Annotated in this window: 12 protein-coding genes, 1 tRNA gene, 3 rRNA genes and 1 other RNA gene; 13 read left to right on the plus strand and 4 right to left on the minus strand. The window is 41.3% G+C overall.

Going from position 1 to position 16,223, the window contains the following annotated elements:
* Nucleotides 1–75: 75 nt before the first annotated feature.
* From MKY46_RS00170 to MKY46_RS00180, 3 genes are all read left to right on the plus strand, one after another.
* Nucleotides 76–603: an LOG family protein gene (locus MKY46_RS00170; RefSeq protein ID WP_058843213.1), complete on the plus strand. Its 528-nt coding sequence runs from the start codon at nucleotides 76–78 to the stop codon at nucleotides 601–603.
* 81 nt (nucleotides 604–684) lie between these two features.
* On the plus strand, nucleotides 685–1,593 hold the full coding sequence (locus MKY46_RS00175) for a methyl-accepting chemotaxis protein (protein ID WP_141905875.1): 909 nt from the start codon (nucleotides 685–687) through the stop codon (nucleotides 1,591–1,593).
* A gap of 190 nt (nucleotides 1,594–1,783) precedes the next feature.
* Nucleotides 1,784–2,404, plus strand: a complete 621-nt coding sequence (locus MKY46_RS00180; protein WP_036122116.1) for an RraA family protein — start codon at nucleotides 1,784–1,786, stop codon at nucleotides 2,402–2,404.
* A gap of 45 nt (nucleotides 2,405–2,449) precedes the next feature.
* On the opposite strand, the gene MKY46_RS00185 is transcribed toward MKY46_RS00180, so the two are convergent.
* The 4 genes from MKY46_RS00185 to MKY46_RS00200 form a co-directional block, all read right to left on the minus strand.
* On the minus strand, nucleotides 2,450–3,724 hold the full coding sequence (locus tag MKY46_RS00185; RefSeq protein ID WP_036122120.1) for a cation:dicarboxylate symporter family transporter: 1,275 nt from the start codon (nucleotides 3,722–3,724) through the stop codon (nucleotides 2,450–2,452).
* A 92-nt stretch (nucleotides 3,725–3,816) separates the two neighbouring features.
* Complete coding sequence (locus tag MKY46_RS00190; protein ID WP_036122124.1) at nucleotides 3,817–4,695, minus strand: response regulator; 879 nt, start codon at nucleotides 4,693–4,695, stop codon at nucleotides 3,817–3,819.
* Nucleotides 4,696–5,955: a sensor histidine kinase gene (locus MKY46_RS00195; protein ID WP_051891648.1), complete on the minus strand. Its 1,260-nt coding sequence runs from the start codon at nucleotides 5,953–5,955 to the stop codon at nucleotides 4,696–4,698. It lies immediately after the preceding gene.
* 128 nt (nucleotides 5,956–6,083) lie between these two features.
* A tRNA-Ser gene (locus MKY46_RS00200) sits at nucleotides 6,084–6,176 on the minus strand.
* Nucleotides 6,177–6,343: 167 nt separating this feature from the next.
* Between MKY46_RS00200 and ffs the strand changes: the two genes are divergently transcribed.
* The 10 genes from ffs (at nucleotide 6,344) to MKY46_RS00250 (ending at nucleotide 15,852) form a co-directional block, all read left to right on the plus strand.
* Nucleotides 6,344–6,611, plus strand: an RNA gene (gene ffs / locus MKY46_RS00205) — signal recognition particle sRNA large type.
* Nucleotides 6,612–6,754: 143 nt separating this feature from the next.
* Nucleotides 6,755–8,539, plus strand: a complete 1,785-nt coding sequence (dnaX, locus tag MKY46_RS00210) for a DNA polymerase III subunit gamma/tau (RefSeq protein WP_330494076.1) — start codon at nucleotides 6,755–6,757, stop codon at nucleotides 8,537–8,539.
* 21 nt (nucleotides 8,540–8,560) lie between these two features.
* Nucleotides 8,561–8,875, plus strand: a complete 315-nt coding sequence (locus MKY46_RS00215) for a YbaB/EbfC family nucleoid-associated protein (protein WP_036122138.1) — start codon at nucleotides 8,561–8,563, stop codon at nucleotides 8,873–8,875.
* Nucleotides 8,876–8,886: 11 nt separating this feature from the next.
* Nucleotides 8,887–9,483, plus strand: coding sequence for a recombination mediator RecR (recR, locus tag MKY46_RS00220; RefSeq protein ID WP_036122141.1), 597 nt, complete (start codon nucleotides 8,887–8,889; stop codon nucleotides 9,481–9,483).
* A 13-nt stretch (nucleotides 9,484–9,496) separates the two neighbouring features.
* Nucleotides 9,497–9,712, plus strand: a complete 216-nt coding sequence (locus MKY46_RS00225; RefSeq protein ID WP_036122143.1) for a YaaL family protein — start codon at nucleotides 9,497–9,499, stop codon at nucleotides 9,710–9,712.
* A gap of 76 nt (nucleotides 9,713–9,788) precedes the next feature.
* Nucleotides 9,789–10,061, plus strand: a complete 273-nt coding sequence (locus MKY46_RS00230; RefSeq protein WP_036122146.1) for a pro-sigmaK processing inhibitor BofA family protein — start codon at nucleotides 9,789–9,791, stop codon at nucleotides 10,059–10,061.
* Nucleotides 10,062–10,341: 280 nt separating this feature from the next.
* Nucleotides 10,342–11,893, plus strand: a 16S ribosomal RNA gene (locus tag MKY46_RS00235).
* Between the two features lie 182 nt (nucleotides 11,894–12,075).
* Nucleotides 12,076–15,003, plus strand: a 23S ribosomal RNA gene (locus tag MKY46_RS00240).
* Between the two features lie 189 nt (nucleotides 15,004–15,192).
* Nucleotides 15,193–15,308, plus strand: a 5S ribosomal RNA gene (gene rrf / locus MKY46_RS00245).
* Together the 16S, 23S and 5S rRNA genes form the textbook arrangement of a ribosomal RNA operon.
* Nucleotides 15,309–15,414: 106 nt before the next feature.
* Complete coding sequence (locus MKY46_RS00250; RefSeq protein WP_036122269.1) at nucleotides 15,415–15,852, plus strand: SRPBCC domain-containing protein; 438 nt, start codon at nucleotides 15,415–15,417, stop codon at nucleotides 15,850–15,852.
* The last annotated feature ends 371 nt before the right edge of the window (nucleotides 15,853–16,223 follow it).

The following is a 16,223-nucleotide window of genomic DNA, read 5'->3' on the forward strand; positions in this document are numbered from 1 at the left end:
ACCAAAAAACGTGGGACAATATATAGCTGATTGTTGCACGTTTTTTGAATAGGAGGGATTACTATAAGAATTGCAGTGTATTGCGGATCTGGTTTAGGTAAAAATCCTATTTATGCTGAGAAGGCGGCGGAGCTAGGTACAGCACTAGCTAACAGCGGTCATGGTGTGGTCTATGGTGGTTCTAAAACAGGGTTAATGGGGAAGGTAGCCGATGCTGTTTTAGCAGCGGGTGGAGAAGTAATTGGTGTGATGCCCACTCATTTACAGAAGAGAGAATTGGCACATGCCTCATTAACAGAGATTCATTTTGTAGACTCTATGCATATTCGTAAGGCTAAAATGGCAGAGTTAGCCGATGCCTTTATTGCTCTTCCTGGTGGCGCAGGAACTTTAGATGAATATTTTGAGGTATTTACTTGGGCTCAGATTGGACTGCATGAAAAACCTGTCATTTTATATAATGTAAATGGATTCTATAATGCAATTTTGAAGCATTTTAAAATAATGTTAGAGGAAGACTTTATACGTGCAGAACAAAAGGCGCTCTTTCATGTGGCAACGACATCGAAAGGTGTTTTACGTTTATTAAAAAAACATGGGTGAGCATTCCCATGTTTTTTATGTAATATAAAAGTTAAATAATTATATTTTAAGTAAAAAATAGAAATTAATGAGGTGTTGTATATGCACAGTGTAGATGCTCAAGTAACCGATGATTTAGTAGTACAAGCCATTGAACGTAATATAGCAATTATCCGCTTTAATATGGACAGAAGAGTAGCATACGTCAATGAGCTATTTGCTCAAACATTAGGTTATACCGTACAGGAGATGTTAGGAAAGCACCATAAAGAACTTTGCTTGCCTGATTTTACGAATAGTAGCGAGTATGATAAATTTTGGCGTAATCTAACAGCTGGAAATAGCTATCAGGATAAAGTTGAGCGAATCGATGCTAACGGTCAAAGAATTTGGTTGGAAGCGACATATATGCCTGTTTTCGCAAATAATACAAGAAAAGTAATAGGTGTTTCTAAAATAGCTGCTAATATTACTGAACGTCAAAATGAGATAATGAGCGTAGCCGACAAATTGAAGAGTATGTCTAAAGAGCTTTATCAGCGTTCAGAGGCTGGTATTCAAAATAGCCAGGACCTACTGGAAACCATTCAAGTAGTGTCACAGGAATCAAATGAAAATGTAAGTAACCTTGCACAGCTTCAAAAACAAGCGGATTCTATAAAAGGCATTGTCAAAACGATTCAAGAGATTGCCTCACAAACTAATTTATTGGCTTTAAATGCGGCCATTGAAGCAGCTAGAGCTGGCGAATATGGTAGAGGTTTTGATGTAGTAGCCAAAGAGGTTCGAAAGCTTTCTGTAAGAGTTGAGCAATCCATTTCAGAAGTGAAAGATAATGTAGAAGGGATTGAACGAGAAATTGGTCAGGTGACAGACAGTATTACAAGGATAGCTGAAAAAGCGGATAAAACGAATGAACAAATTACCGTCACTACAAATGATTTTAGTGAAATTGCATCTGCTGCTGAAGCATTAGATGAACAATCCAAGCAGTTTATCGAAATCATTTAATCTTAAACAGGGCACTATCCTTTAAATAGATGATGCCATTTTAATATCAATACACATATTTCATAAAAAATAATGGTGAAATGCTGTTGTCATTTTTTCCATTTGTTTTCGATATATATTGAAATAGTCTATATTTTTTATTTACAATAATAGTGTAAGGCTTTCATCAATCATAATAGGGGTGTTATGTATGACAAAAGTGGAAGTAAGCTTTCAGCATCTACCAACTACAGCTATATCAGATGCGACAGGTGGGCATACCAATTTGCGTAGTGATATCAAGCCGTTAGCAGATCATTTTAAAATTGCAGGGCGAGCTGTGACTGTACGTTTACCAGATGGTGAAAACGGGGCAGTATTGGAAGCAATTAGAGCAGCGAATGAAGGGGATATTTTAGTAATTGATGCAAAAGGAAATACGAATAGAGCGGTAGCTGGAGATTTTGTGATTTCCTTAGCAAAGGGCATTGGTGTACAAGGTATTGTTGTAGATGGCGTAATCCGTGATATTGAAGCAATTCGGGAGCTAAATTTCCCTATATTCTCGTTAGGTACTACCGTAGCTGCAGGCAATAAAAATGGTGGTGGTCAAGTAAATGTGCCCATTGCCATAGGGGGAGTAACAGTTCTCCCTGGTGATTATATAATTGGGGATGTAGACGGTGTGATTGTCGTGCCACAGCAAGAGGCTGAAAAAATTGTAGCAGCAGCAGAAGCCAAACTCGAAAAAGATGAAAAGCGTGCACAGGAAGCACATGTCAATGGAAAAGAATCCATTATAGCTTATTTAGATAAAGTATTAGCAAAATAAAAAAACCCTCACGATGCCATCCAACATCGTGAGGATTTTTTTAACTTACGCTAGATTTTCATTATCATTAAAGTAATTTTTCATCTTTTCGCGATCGAAACGACCTTCCCATTTTGCCATTACTAATGACGCTAATGAGTTACCAATTACGTTAACAACTGTACGTCCCATATCAAGAATACGGTCAATACCAGCGATAAATGCTAGTCCTTCAAGTGGAATACCGACAGTACCTAAAGTTGCTAGAAGTACTACGAATGATACTCCTGGAACACCTGCAATCCCTTTAGATGTAACCATTAGTACAAGCATTAACGTAATTTGTTCACCAATGCTTAGGTGAATACCGTACATTTGAGCAATAAATAATGCTGCAATGGCTTGGTAGAGTGTTGATCCATCTAAGTTAAAGGAGTAACCAGTTGGTATAACAAAGGAAACAATATCCTTTGGCGCACCTAATTTCTCCATTTTCATCATAACACGTGGTAATACAGCTTCAGAACTTGCTGTAGAGAACGCTAAAATTAGTTCATCTTTTAATACTTTAATTAAATAGAAGATGCTAATTCCTGCGAATTTTGCCACAAGGCCAAGAACGACAAAGATAAAGAATAGCATTGTTGCATATACAAGAATGGCCAATTTGGCAAGTGGAACCAGGGAGGCAAACCCATATTTGGAAACGGTTACACCAATTAAACCAAATACCCCAAGTGGAGCGAATTTCATTACGAGGTTTGTTACCCAGAACATAGCATCTGCTACCCCTTGGAAGAAGTCTAAGACTGGTTTTCCTCGATCACCAACTGCAGCAACCCCTAAACCAAAAAGAACTGAGAAGAAGATAATCGCAAGCATATCACCTTCAGCCATTGACTGAATGATATTTGTTGGGACAATGCCTACAATGATATCAAATGGCCCCTCATGCTGTACTTCTTCAGTTGTTGATACATACTTTGAAATATCACCTTGAGATAGTTCATTCATATTTATACCTGCACCAGGTTGGAAAATGTTCGCAGAAAGTAATCCAACTACGATGGCAACAGTTGTAATAATTTCAAAGTAAATAATAGATTTCCCGCCTAATCGTCCAAGTTGCTTCATATCTCCAGTACCAGCAACACCAACGATTAAAGTCGAAATTATAATCGGTACAACAATCATCTTAATAAGATGTAAAAATATATCCCCTAATGGTTGTAAATATGTCTCAATTTTGGGGTTTCCGTAAAAGATACCACCAATAATGATCCCTAAAATCAAACCGATTAAAATTTGAGCGGCTAAACTGATTTTAAATTTCTTTTTCAAATCCTTTGTACCTCCCCTAGTATTAAATTTTCAGGACACGCCTTACTTTAATAATACAGAGGACTTACGGAATCCGACAAAATCCGAGAAAATTAATTTACTTTTGTTAAAATGTCTGAATATAAAACTTGAATAAACTTCTTAATATTAACCTTTGCTTTACGATTATCGTGGTCTTCAATTTGTGTCATGAGCTGGCGAATCTCTTTAAAATCAAAGTAGCGTGGGGCATAGTACTCGAATTCAGAGTTTGTATAATCAACAACCCCTAAATTAGCAAGATTAATCATTGCAGCTAATATTGTCCGGCGCACACGCTGTTCAATGGCTTTACTTTCCTTTAATATGTCATCGGGTGTAGCCTTTGTCACAGCTGCAATTTCTTCATACAGCTCCTTTAATGGAGGAAGAGGTGCAATCTTATGCTGATGTGCAAGTAATGTTTCTATAATGGCAATTATATCCTCACTACCAATTTCACCGACAATGCCCATATCATTTAAAATAGATTGAATATGATCTCGTGATGTTGCTTTATGAGCCTTTTGTTCAGTTAATTCAATGTTTGTAAGTGATTGACGTATAACTAACAGCGAATTTTTAAGTCGAAATTGTTCAGTTGTTTTTTTCAAAACATTTTCTACTTCGATACGGTTGATTGGTTTATGAATGAAGAAATCAATTCCTTGTTCATAGGCCTCACCAACCATTTCCTTATTCACAACTTGTGAAATCATAATAAATTGTCCCTCAAAACGATTTTGCATAAGTTGCTCAACTGTTGCTATACCGTCGAGCTTGGGCATCAGTAAATCAATTAACACAAATTCTGGCTGCGTCATTAAAATCTGTGGTATGGCATCCTCACCATTACGTGCCTCACCAATAACTGTACCTAGCCCGCTATCTTCAATAATTTGTTTTAACATAACACGACTTGCACGATCATCGTCTACAATAAAATACCTCATTTAAGTCTCTCCCGTTTGAATAGTTTGCGTAGGAATTATGATTTTAAACGTTGTATATTGATCGTCTGAATCAACGGTTATTGAGCCTTTTAATTTTTCTACTAATTCAGCAACGTGTGAAAGCCCAATGCCAGTTGCCGCTACACCATCAATATTGAACTTGGTTGTGTATCCAGGTTCAAAGATAACAGAAATATCTGCTTGTGAAATTCCTTGTCCATTATCACATACTGTTATTACAGTATTATCTTCTTGGCGCCCAATAGCAATAGAAATGATACCTTGTTCTTCAATAGCCTCAACAGCATTGGCAGATAAGTTATTTAAAAGAGCAAGGAGTGCAATATGTTCCTTTGTTTGAAAATCGAAGTCTATACATGTATTAAATTGTATATCCTTACCGAGTAATTCAGCGTATTTCCTATTGCCTTCCTCAATATAATGCAATAATTCAGATAATACAAAAGGGCCGAAGCTTCTTTCGCCCACAATCTTCGAAATACCAGCATATATACGTTGAGAATCTTTCTTCACTTCATGGATTTCCTGGGCAATATGAAGTGCCTGTAAACTTTCAGCTCGATAACCTAGCACTTTTAACTGTCGATATAATTCATAACCGCTGGCTGTAATAGTTTCAATATGGTTCATTGATTTTTTTAAGTATAGGGTCTCAACATAGAGGTCAGATCCGATATTGAGCATTTCTTGTACTCGTTTTTTTTGCTCAGCAATCAAAATGGAGCTATAAATACCTACTACAAAAAAACTGCGTAATATTGCTACGGCTAATAGGATCAGGAGGTCATGAAGAAATAAAAAAGTATAATTTTGGACAAAAAATCGAAAAATTTGTTCTGCTAAATTACTAATGACCTCACTAAAGGCGACGAGTAAACCAAGTTTTAAAGGTTTTTCTCTATATTGTTGAATATCTAAAATTTGTAGGCACACTGCAAACAATACATAAAATAATGCGGCTGGTAAATGGTTAAATAGACTCTCAGAAATTGGAACATTGTGTAACGTGGAATTAATAACACGAAAAATTGTTGTCACTATACTTGTTGCAATACCGGCTAAAATAATCGGTGTAGGCTTAAGTAGTGTGCATAAAAAGAAGATGATCGTACCTAAACCAAAACGAAATGTTGTATTAGCAAATGGCATAATTTTAATTTCACTACCAATTGCGGTCAGGACAGCAATAATGAAAATCCAAGTAAGGGAAGCACGTGTCATAGATAATTTCGATTGCAATATTACAACCTCCCATCATTCATATAATAAAAAATACCACAACCGAGGCGGAAGTGGTATCTAACAAGTAATACATACAATTTTGGCAAAAAAAAAACGGCTACAATTGTAGTCGGAAATTTTAAAAATGGAGGAGGTAGAGGGATTCGAACCCCCGCGCGGTGTTACCCGCCTGTCGGTTTTCAAGACCGATCCCTTCAGCCAGACTTGGGTATACCTCCATGTTATATTGCTCTGCTGTCTTATCGACAAAAATAAATTTATCATAACTAGAAACACTCGTCAATATTTTTTTGAAAAAAATTTAAGTAGTTTATTCAGGGCTTGGAAATAAATAATTTGTGCATTAAGTTGCAATTTATACAAACTGTCAGTATACTAGTTATTGCCGTGCTAGGTGGGAAGGTAGCGGTGTCCTGTAACTCGCAATCCGCTCTAGCGAGACTGAATTCCTTTTTCGAGGCTGTCCGTATTGTTTGGTCTGCCTTTTGCACGTAGTGTTGACGATTGGGTCCTGCGCAATGGATACCCATGAACCATGTCAGGTCCGGAAGGAAGCAGCATTAAGTGGTCTTATCCATGTGCCGCGGGGTTGCCTAATCCGAGCTAACGACAAGAGTAACGCTTATGTGCGGCTGTCAAGGAAAGGTGCACGGCATTAACTTGCCAATTCAAAGCATCCGTCTACTATAAGGCGGGTGCTTTTTTATTTTTAAATTTAGTAACTTCATTTTCTATATAAGAAGGCAAATGCTATAATATAACTATTCAATTAAATGGAGAAGGAGAGAGGAAATCAGTGACGTATCAAGCATTTTATCGTGTGTATCGACCGCAATCTTTTCGAGAAATGTCTGGCCAAGCACATGTCAAAAGAACGCTACAAAATGCTCTCCTAGCAAATAAAACAACGCATGCTTACTTATTTTCTGGGCCGCGTGGTACAGGGAAAACAAGTACAGCCAAAATCTTTGCGAAGGCTTTAAATTGTGAACATGCACCATCGAAAGAACCGTGTAATGAATGCGCTACATGCATAAGTATTACGGATGGCTCCCATCCTGATGTCATTGAATTTGACGCGGCTTCGAATTCACGTGTTGAAGAGATTAGGGATATTATAGAAAAGGTTCGCTTTGCTCCTGCAAGCAGTAGATATAAGGTGTACATCATAGACGAAGTGCATATGCTTTCTACAAGTGCCTTTAACGCTCTTTTAAAAACTTTGGAAGAGCCACCTCCTCATGCTGTATTTATTTTAGCAACGACAGAGCCTCACAAATTGCCTGCAACGATTATTTCTCGTTGTCAGCGCTTTGATTTTAAGCGACTTTCTACCAATGATATTATTGAACGTATGAAGGTTGTCCTAGAAGATATTGATTTACCATATGAAGAACAAGGTTTAAAGGTGATCGCACAATCAGCCGCAGGAGGAATGCGTGATGCTTTAAGTTTGCTAGACCAAGTTGTGTCATTTAGTGGCGAAAAATTAAAGCTTGAGGACACATTATTAGTTACAGGTTCAATTAGTCAGGATGTTTTTTATGACTTAGCTGAAGCATTGAAAGTAAAAGATGTTGCTCAAATGTTAGCTCTTTTAGAGCAACTTATAGCTGATGGCAAGGATCCCTTGCGTCTTTCAGAAGATTTAATTACTTTTTTCCGCGATTTACTATTACTTCAAACAAGTGATAATTTAGCTGAACTTTTAGAGTTAGTGTCCCCTGAGGAGCGTGTATTTACTTTAGCACACGAATTTGCTCCAGATATGCTTTATGGCTATATTGATATACTCGCAAAAATACAGCAGGAGATGCGTTTCTCTCACCATACGAAAATTTACTTAGAAACAGCATTGCTTAAAATGGCACAATTTTCGGGAGGGTTAGCGCATCAAACAGTGGCTATGAACGAAACTGTACAAAGCTCAGAACTCACGCAAAAGGTGGTAGCGCTTGAGCAGATGGTTCAACAATTATCCTTGCAACTGCAAACAGGAACTCCTGTGCAAACGACGTCAGCGCAAAAAGAGCAAAGACCTCGTGCTAAAAACCCGAATGGCTATAAAGCACCCACTGGTCGTATTCAGGAAGTGTTGAAAGATGCTACAAAGCAAGATGTGCAACGTATCAAGTCAGTTTGGGCACAAGCATTAAATCAAATGCAAAAATCTCAATCGGCTCTTTTAGCAGAGGCTGAACCTGTTGCGGCATCTTCGAGTGCTTTTGTGTTAAAATTCAAGTATGATATTCATTGTCAGATGGTTGCCGATAACCAATCTTTAAAGGCTCACTTTACACAATTAATTGCTGGGCAAACTGGTACAATGTACGAGATGCTATGTATACCAGAAGAATCTTGGTTGAAAATGCGTGAAGAGTTTATCCGTGATCACAGTCTACAGCAAAAGAAATCACAGGCTGTCTCAGAGCATGGAGAAGAATTATTAGAGCCACCACCGGCAGAAATGCCAGATGAACCATTTATCGATGATGCCCAACCTCTTGCTTCACAAGATCCACTTGTGACAGAGGCTGAAAAGCTCTTTGGTAAAGATTTTGTTGAAATTATTGAAGATTAAATTTTTAGGAGGAAGACATTTATGCGTGGAATGGGAAATATGCAAGGTATGATGAAAAAGATGCAAAAAATGCAAAAGGAAATGATGGAGGCTCAAGAGGCTTTAAATGCTGAGCAATTTGAAGGTGTTGCAGGCGGCGGCATGGTAAAAGTAACAGTTTCTGGTCAGCGTGAAGTAGTGTCAGTAAATCTAGATGAAGCTGTAGTAGACCCAGAAGACATCGAAATGTTACAAGACCTAATTGTTATTGCAACAAATGAAGCGTTGAAAAAGGTAGAAGAAAAAACAAACTCAACGATGGGTAAATTCACTCAAGGCTTAAACCTTCCATTCTAGGAGGTAATCATATGTACTACCCAGAACCAATATCTAAATTGATCGATAGTTTTATGAAATTGCCAGGTATCGGGCCGAAAACCGCGGCTCGTCTGGCGTTTTTTGTGTTATCTATGAAAGAAGACGATGTATTATCTTTCTCTAAAGCATTGATTGATGCTAAACGAAACCTGAGTTACTGTTCTGTCTGTGGCAATATAACAGATGTAGACCCATGTCACATTTGTGCAGACAAGCAGCGAGATCATTCTATTATTTGTGTTGTGCAAGATACAAAGGATGTTATTGCAATGGAAAAAATGCGTGACTACAACGGCATGTATCATGTACTTCAAGGTGCAATTTCTCCAATGGATGGTATCGGTCCAGAGGATATTAATGTTGCTTCCTTGTTAGTGCGTTTGCAAGATGAAAGTGTACAAGAGCTTATTTTAGCTACGAATTCAACAATTGAAGGTGAGGCAACAGCTATGTACATATCTCGCCTTGTCAAACCTTCAGGGATTCGTACGACTCGTATTGCGCATGGATTGCCAGTAGGGGGAGATTTAGAATACGCAGATGAGGTTACGCTATCTAAGGCAATGGAAGGCCGACGCGAATTATGAGTGAGGGATTAATATGTTCTTCCGTAGTAAAGGAAAGTTAAAAAAAGAATTCGATGATAGGCTTGTGAATCTTATAAAAGAAACAAAAGAGGATTTACAGCAGGCGAAGATAATAGAAGAATTAATGGATGACTATGATCTCGGGGTAATTGCTCAACGCAAAACAGCAGAAAGTATTCATTTCTATTTATTTAAGGAAGCTAGAATTCGCAAGGTATTAATAAAATAGTTCTTATTTAAATATTCATAGAAGCGATACAGGAAACATAAACTTTCATAATTATTTAATTGAGGGGGCAACCATATTGTCTTGGTTAGTAATTATGAGTATTAGTATTCCTGTAGGGCTTCTTTTTCTTTATGTAATAATAAGACATGCTAAACTAGGTAAGATTTTAGAAGGGTTATCGGTGTTTTGGTTTAGATTTGCATTTGCTTTTCTATTATTATTTATAATCCATTTAGGTATTGGTTATATAGGATATAATGTACCCATCAATCTATTTTCAGTCTTAACTATTGCCGTCTTAGGTATTCCGGGTGTATTAGGAATAACAGCTTTAATATTTTTTTTATAAAAAGCTTGCAATATGAAAAGAATATGATATAGTTATAAAAGTCGCTAATATAACTGATTGAAACGAAAATAAATTAAAAATTTATGTTGACACATTATATACGACATGGTATTATATAAGAGTTGCTGCTAAAACAGTGGTTAACGAAATGAACCTTGAAAACTGAACAAGCAAAACGTAATCAATAAAGTTTTCAGTAACTAACTTCTGTTAGTGAACGAAACAAAATTTTGGACATCAAAATGATGCCAGCAAAACAATTTGAGCTATTCAAATTTCTTTTATGGAGAGTTTGATCCTGGCTCAGGACGAACGCTGGCGGCGTGCCTAATACATGCAAGTCGAGCGAACAGAGAAGGAGCTTGCTCCTTCGACGTTAGCGGCGGACGGGTGAGTAACACGTGGGCAACCTACCTTATAGTTTGGGATAACTCCGGGAAACCGGGGCTAATACCGAATAATCTGTTTCACCTCATGGTGAAACACTAAAAGACGGTTTCGGCTGTCGCTATAGGATGGGCCCGCGGCGCATTAGCTAGTTGGTGAGGTAACGGCTCACCAAGGCGACGATGCGTAGCCGACCTGAGAGGGTGATCGGCCACACTGGGACTGAGACACGGCCCAGACTCCTACGGGAGGCAGCAGTAGGGAATCTTCCACAATGGGCGAAAGCCTGATGGAGCAACGCCGCGTGAGTGAAGAAGGATTTCGGTTCGTAAAACTCTGTTGTAAGGGAAGAACAAGTACAGTAGTAACTGGCTGTACCTTGACGGTACCTTATTAGAAAGCCACGGCTAACTACGTGCCAGCAGCCGCGGTAATACGTAGGTGGCAAGCGTTGTCCGGAATTATTGGGCGTAAAGCGCGCGCAGGTGGTTTCTTAAGTCTGATGTGAAAGCCCACGGCTCAACCGTGGAGGGTCATTGGAAACTGGGAGACTTGAGTGCAGAAGAGGATAGTGGAATTCCAAGTGTAGCGGTGAAATGCGTAGAGATTTGGAGGAACACCAGTGGCGAAGGCGACTATCTGGTCTGTAACTGACACTGAGGCGCGAAAGCGTGGGGAGCAAACAGGATTAGATACCCTGGTAGTCCACGCCGTAAACGATGAGTGCTAAGTGTTAGGGGGTTTCCGCCCCTTAGTGCTGCAGCTAACGCATTAAGCACTCCGCCTGGGGAGTACGGTCGCAAGACTGAAACTCAAAGGAATTGACGGGGGCCCGCACAAGCGGTGGAGCATGTGGTTTAATTCGAAGCAACGCGAAGAACCTTACCAGGTCTTGACATCCCGTTGACCACTGTAGAGATATAGTTTCCCCTTCGGGGGCAACGGTGACAGGTGGTGCATGGTTGTCGTCAGCTCGTGTCGTGAGATGTTGGGTTAAGTCCCGCAACGAGCGCAACCCTTGATCTTAGTTGCCATCATTTAGTTGGGCACTCTAAGGTGACTGCCGGTGACAAACCGGAGGAAGGTGGGGATGACGTCAAATCATCATGCCCCTTATGACCTGGGCTACACACGTGCTACAATGGACGATACAAACGGTTGCCAACTCGCGAGAGGGAGCTAATCCGATAAAGTCGTTCTCAGTTCGGATTGTAGGCTGCAACTCGCCTACATGAAGCCGGAATCGCTAGTAATCGCGGATCAGCATGCCGCGGTGAATACGTTCCCGGGCCTTGTACACACCGCCCGTCACACCACGAGAGTTTGTAACACCCGAAGTCGGTGAGGTAACCTTTTGGAGCCAGCCGCCGAAGGTGGGATAGATGATTGGGGTGAAGTCGTAACAAGGTAGCCGTATCGGAAGGTGCGGCTGGATCACCTCCTTTCTAAGGATTATTTCGGAATACAAACCTAGGGTTTGTAAGATTACGTTTTGCGTTCAGTTTTGAAGGTTCATTCTTCTTGAATGAAAAGCTTCAAAATTTGTTCTTTGAAAACTGGATAAAACGACATTGAAATTGTAACAAACACATTTATTTTTTAAGTTTTTTTATAGGCTTAATAACTTGGTTAAGTTATTAAGGGCGCACGGCGAATGCCTTGGCACTAGGAGCCGAAGAAGGACGGCACTAACACCGATATGCTTCGGGGAGCTGTAAGTGAGCTTTGATCCGGAGATTTCCGAATGGGGGAACCCACTACGTTTAATCGCGTAGTATCTTGACGTGAATACATAGCGTCTTGAAGGCAGACCCAGGGAACTGAAACATCTAAGTACCTGGAGGAAGAGAAAGAAAAATCGATTCCCTGAGTAGCGGCGAGCGAAACGGGAAGAGCCCAAACCAAGAGGCTTGCCTCTTGGGGTTGTAGGACACTCAATACGGAGTTACAAAAGAGCGAGTTAGATGAAGCGACTTGGAAAGGTCCGCCAGAGCAGGTAAAAGCCCTGTAGTCGAAAGTTCGTTCTCTCCTGAGTGGATCCTGAGTACGGCGGAACACGTGAAATTCCGTCGGAATCCGGGAGGACCATCTCCCAAGGCTAAATACTACCTAGTGACCGATAGTGAACCAGTACCGTGAGGGAAAGGTGAAAAGCACCCCGGAAGGGGAGTGAAAGAGATCCTGAAACCGTGTGCCTACAAGTAGTTAGAGCCCGTTAATGGGTGATAGCGTGCCTTTTGTAGAATGAACCGGCGAGTTACGATTACGTGCGAGGTTAAGCTTTAGAAGGCGGAGCCGCAGCGAAAGCGAGTCTGAATAGGGCGAAATAGTACGTGGTCGTAGACCCGAAACCAGGTGATCTACCCATGTCCAGGGTGAAGGTAAGGTAACACTTACTGGAGGCCCGAACCCACGCACGTTGAAAAGTGCGGGGATGAGGTGTGGGTAGCGGAGAAATTCCAATCGAACTTGGAGATAGCTGGTTCTCTCCGAAATAGCTTTAGGGCTAGCCTCGTGATGAGAATACTGGAGGTAGAGCACTGTTTGGACTAGGGGGCCATCCCGGTTTACCGAATTCAGACAAACTCCGAATGCCAGATATTTATACACGGGAGTCAGACTGCGAGTGATAAGATCCGTAGTCAAAAGGGAAACAGCCCAGACCACCAGCTAAGGTCCCAAAGTAATCGTTAAGTGGAAAAGGATGTGGCGTTGCACAGACAACCAGGATGTTGGCTTAGAAGCAGCCATCATTTAAAGAGTGCGTAATAGCTCACTGGTCGAGTGACGCTGCGCCGAAAATGTATCGGGGCTAAACGATTCACCGAAGCTGTGGATTGACATCTACGATGTCAGTGGTAGGAGAGCGTTCTAAGTGCGTTGAAGTCAGACCGGAAGGACTGGTGGAGCGCTTAGAAGTGAGAATGCCGGTATGAGTAGCGAAAGACGGGTGAGAATCCCGTCCACCGTATGACTAAGGTTTCCTGAGGAAGGCTCGTCCGCTCAGGGTTAGTCGGGACCTAAGCCGAGGCCGATAGGCGTAGGCGATGGACAACAGGTTGATATTCCTGTACCACCTCCTCACCGTTTGAGAAATGGGGGGACGCAGTAGGATAGGGTAAGCGCGCTGTTGGTTATGCGCGTCCAAGCAGTAAGGCGTGTGTGTAGGCAAATCCGCACACTGTAACGTTGAGCTGTGATGGCGAGTCCGTATGGACGAAGTTCCTGATTTCACACTGCCAAGAAAAGCCTCTATCGAGGTGAGAGGTGCCCGTACCGCAAACCGACACAGGTAGTCGAGGAGAGAATCCTAAGGTGTGCGAGAGAACTCTCGTTAAGGAACTCGGCAAAATGACCCCGTAACTTCGGGAGAAGGGGTGCTCTTGAGCGTGCAAGCGCATGAGAGCCGCAGTGAATAGGCCCAGGCGACTGTTTAGCAAAAACACAGGTCTCTGCAAAACCGTAAGGTGACGTATAGGGGCTGACGCCTGCCCGGTGCTGGAAGGTTAAGAGGAGTGGTTAGCGCAAGCGAAGCTGCGAATTGAAGCCCCAGTAAACGGCGGCCGTAACTATAACGGTCCTAAGGTAGCGAAATTCCTTGTCGGGTAAGTTCCGACCCGCACGAAAGGCGTAACGATCTGGGCACTGTCTCAACGAGAGACTCGGTGAAATTATAGTACCTGTGAAGATGCAGGTTACCCGCGACAGGACGGAAAGACCCCGTGGAGCTTTACTGTAGCCTGATATTGAATTTTGGTACAACTTGTACAGGATAGGTAGGAGCCAGAGATCTCGGAGCGCCAGCTTCGAAGGAGGCGTCGGTGGGATACTACCCTGGTTGTATTGAAATTCTAACCCATGCCCCTTAGCGGGGCAGGAGACAGTGTCAGGCGGACAGTTTGACTGGGGCGGTCGCCTCCTAAAAGGTAACGGAGGCGCCCAAAGGTTCCCTCAGAATGGTTGGAAATCATTCGTAGAGTGTAAAGGCACAAGGGAGCTTGACTGCGAGACCTACAAGTCGAGCAGGGTCGAAAGACGGGCTTAGTGATCCGGTGGTTCCGCATGGAAGGGCCATCGCTCAACGGATAAAAGCTACCCCGGGGATAACAGGCTTATCTCCCCCAAGAGTCCACATCGACGGGGAGGTTTGGCACCTCGATGTCGGCTCATCGCATCCTGGGGCTGTAGTCGGTCCCAAGGGTTGGGCTGTTCGCCCATTAAAGCGGTACGCGAGCTGGGTTCAGAACGTCGTGAGACAGTTCGGTCCCTATCCGTCGTGGGCGTAGGAAATTTGAGAGGAGCTGTCCTTAGTACGAGAGGACCGGGATGGACACACCGCTGGTGTACCAGTTGTCTTGCCAAAGGCATCGCTGGGTAGCTATGTGTGGACGGGATAAGTGCTGAAAGCATCTAAGCATGAAGCCCCCCTCAAGATGAGATTTCCCATTACGCAAGTAAGTAAGATCCCTCAAAGACGATGAGGTAGATAGGTTCGAGGTGGAAGTGTGGTGACACATGGAGCTGACGAATACTAATCGATCGAGGACTTAACCAAAACGTTTGAACCATTCAATGCACGTTTATCCAGTTTTGAAAGAACAAAACTTTCAATAAAAAAAGAGCTTCAAGACACAAGTAGAACAAGGAAGCAAACGAGTGATTGAAGGAGCGTACTTCTGTACGTGACTGATTGAACGAGAGCAGCTGACGCAGTAATACGCCGTGTATTGAAGGTCGACCATAGTCTAGTGATGATGGCAAAGAGGTCACACCCGTTCCCATACCGAACACGGAAGTTAAGCTCTTTAGCGCCGATGGTAGTTGGGGGCTTCCCCCTGTGAGAGTAGGACGTCGCTAGGCAACAAAGTAACCACTGAGAAATCAGTGGTTTTTTTTATTTATTTAGAGATCTATAAAATGTTAAAGTTTAATGGAGTGATTAAAACACACAAAGGGGTGCAATGTAATGGCAACTGGACAATATAGTAAGAATATCAGTATGCAGAAAGAAAAGTTAGAGGAATTTATTCAAAATAAAGAACAATGGGCTGTTTTAATACCAGGTTACTTACACCACGAATTACTGAATGAAAATGATATGATTTGGGTCTTTCAAGGAGATTTTGGCATTATTCAAAAAGCTGTTAAAGTGGAGCTGAAGGTGAAAAAATCAGAGGCTCATCAGATATTTTTTGATTTGGAGGGCTTATCCGATCCGATAAATGGCGATGGTTCATTTAAAATAAAACAAAATCAAGATCAATCATTGCAACTTACTGGTAAGTTAACAATGAAGGCTAGCGGCTTTTTAGCAGGAATGATGAATCCAGTTTTAGATAATTTTGTCCCAAGACTAGTGGAGCAATTAGTAAAGGAAATGGCCGTTAAAGTGGTGAAAGAATAGTTTTGTGAAAAAGGGTGGGAGAACCGATTATTGCAGATAACGGCAATAATCGGTTTTTATATGGAATGAGCCAATGTTTTTTTACTAAATGTTCTCTCTTCGATAATGAGGTAAAGAATGTCTGCTTTTTAGTGGCTATTCAAATATCTATTGAAATAGAATGCCGGCGTGACTAAATTATGTTGTCACATAGCCTCTAAACGATGATTCCTTTGGAGTAAACTCAAAGTAAACTAGATGCAATGGAAACAGAGATAATAAGACGTTTTGTTGAAAAATTTTAGTTCAACAAACAAATATGGAGAACCTTGTTGAGGGATAGCTTTTTTATCTCGTTATAATTTCGTATAATTAAATAAGAATCTAACGAA

Origin of the sequence: Lysinibacillus sp. FSL M8-0355, assembly GCF_038008985.1 — a bacterium.
Taxonomy (GTDB): Bacteria; Bacillota; Bacilli; order Bacillales_A; family Planococcaceae; genus Lysinibacillus; species Lysinibacillus fusiformis_D.

Excerpts from the sequence above, each read along its gene's own strand:
- MKY46_RS00175 (WP_141905875.1), top strand. The coding sequence starts at position 685 with ATGCACAGTGTAGATGCTCAAGTAACCGATGATTTAGTAGTACAAGCC.
- MKY46_RS00180 (WP_036122116.1), top strand. The coding sequence starts at position 1,784 with ATGACAAAAGTGGAAGTAAGCTTTCAGCATCTACCAACTACAGCTATA.
- MKY46_RS00190 (WP_036122124.1), bottom strand. The coding sequence starts at position 4,695 with ATGAGGTATTTTATTGTAGACGATGATCGTGCAAGTCGTGTTATGTTA.
- MKY46_RS00215 (WP_036122138.1), top strand. The coding sequence starts at position 8,561 with ATGCGTGGAATGGGAAATATGCAAGGTATGATGAAAAAGATGCAAAAA.
- recR (WP_036122141.1), top strand. The coding sequence starts at position 8,887 with ATGTACTACCCAGAACCAATATCTAAATTGATCGATAGTTTTATGAAA.
- MKY46_RS00225 (WP_036122143.1), top strand. The coding sequence starts at position 9,497 with ATGTTCTTCCGTAGTAAAGGAAAGTTAAAAAAAGAATTCGATGATAGG.
- MKY46_RS00250 (WP_036122269.1), top strand. The coding sequence starts at position 15,415 with ATGGCAACTGGACAATATAGTAAGAATATCAGTATGCAGAAAGAAAAG.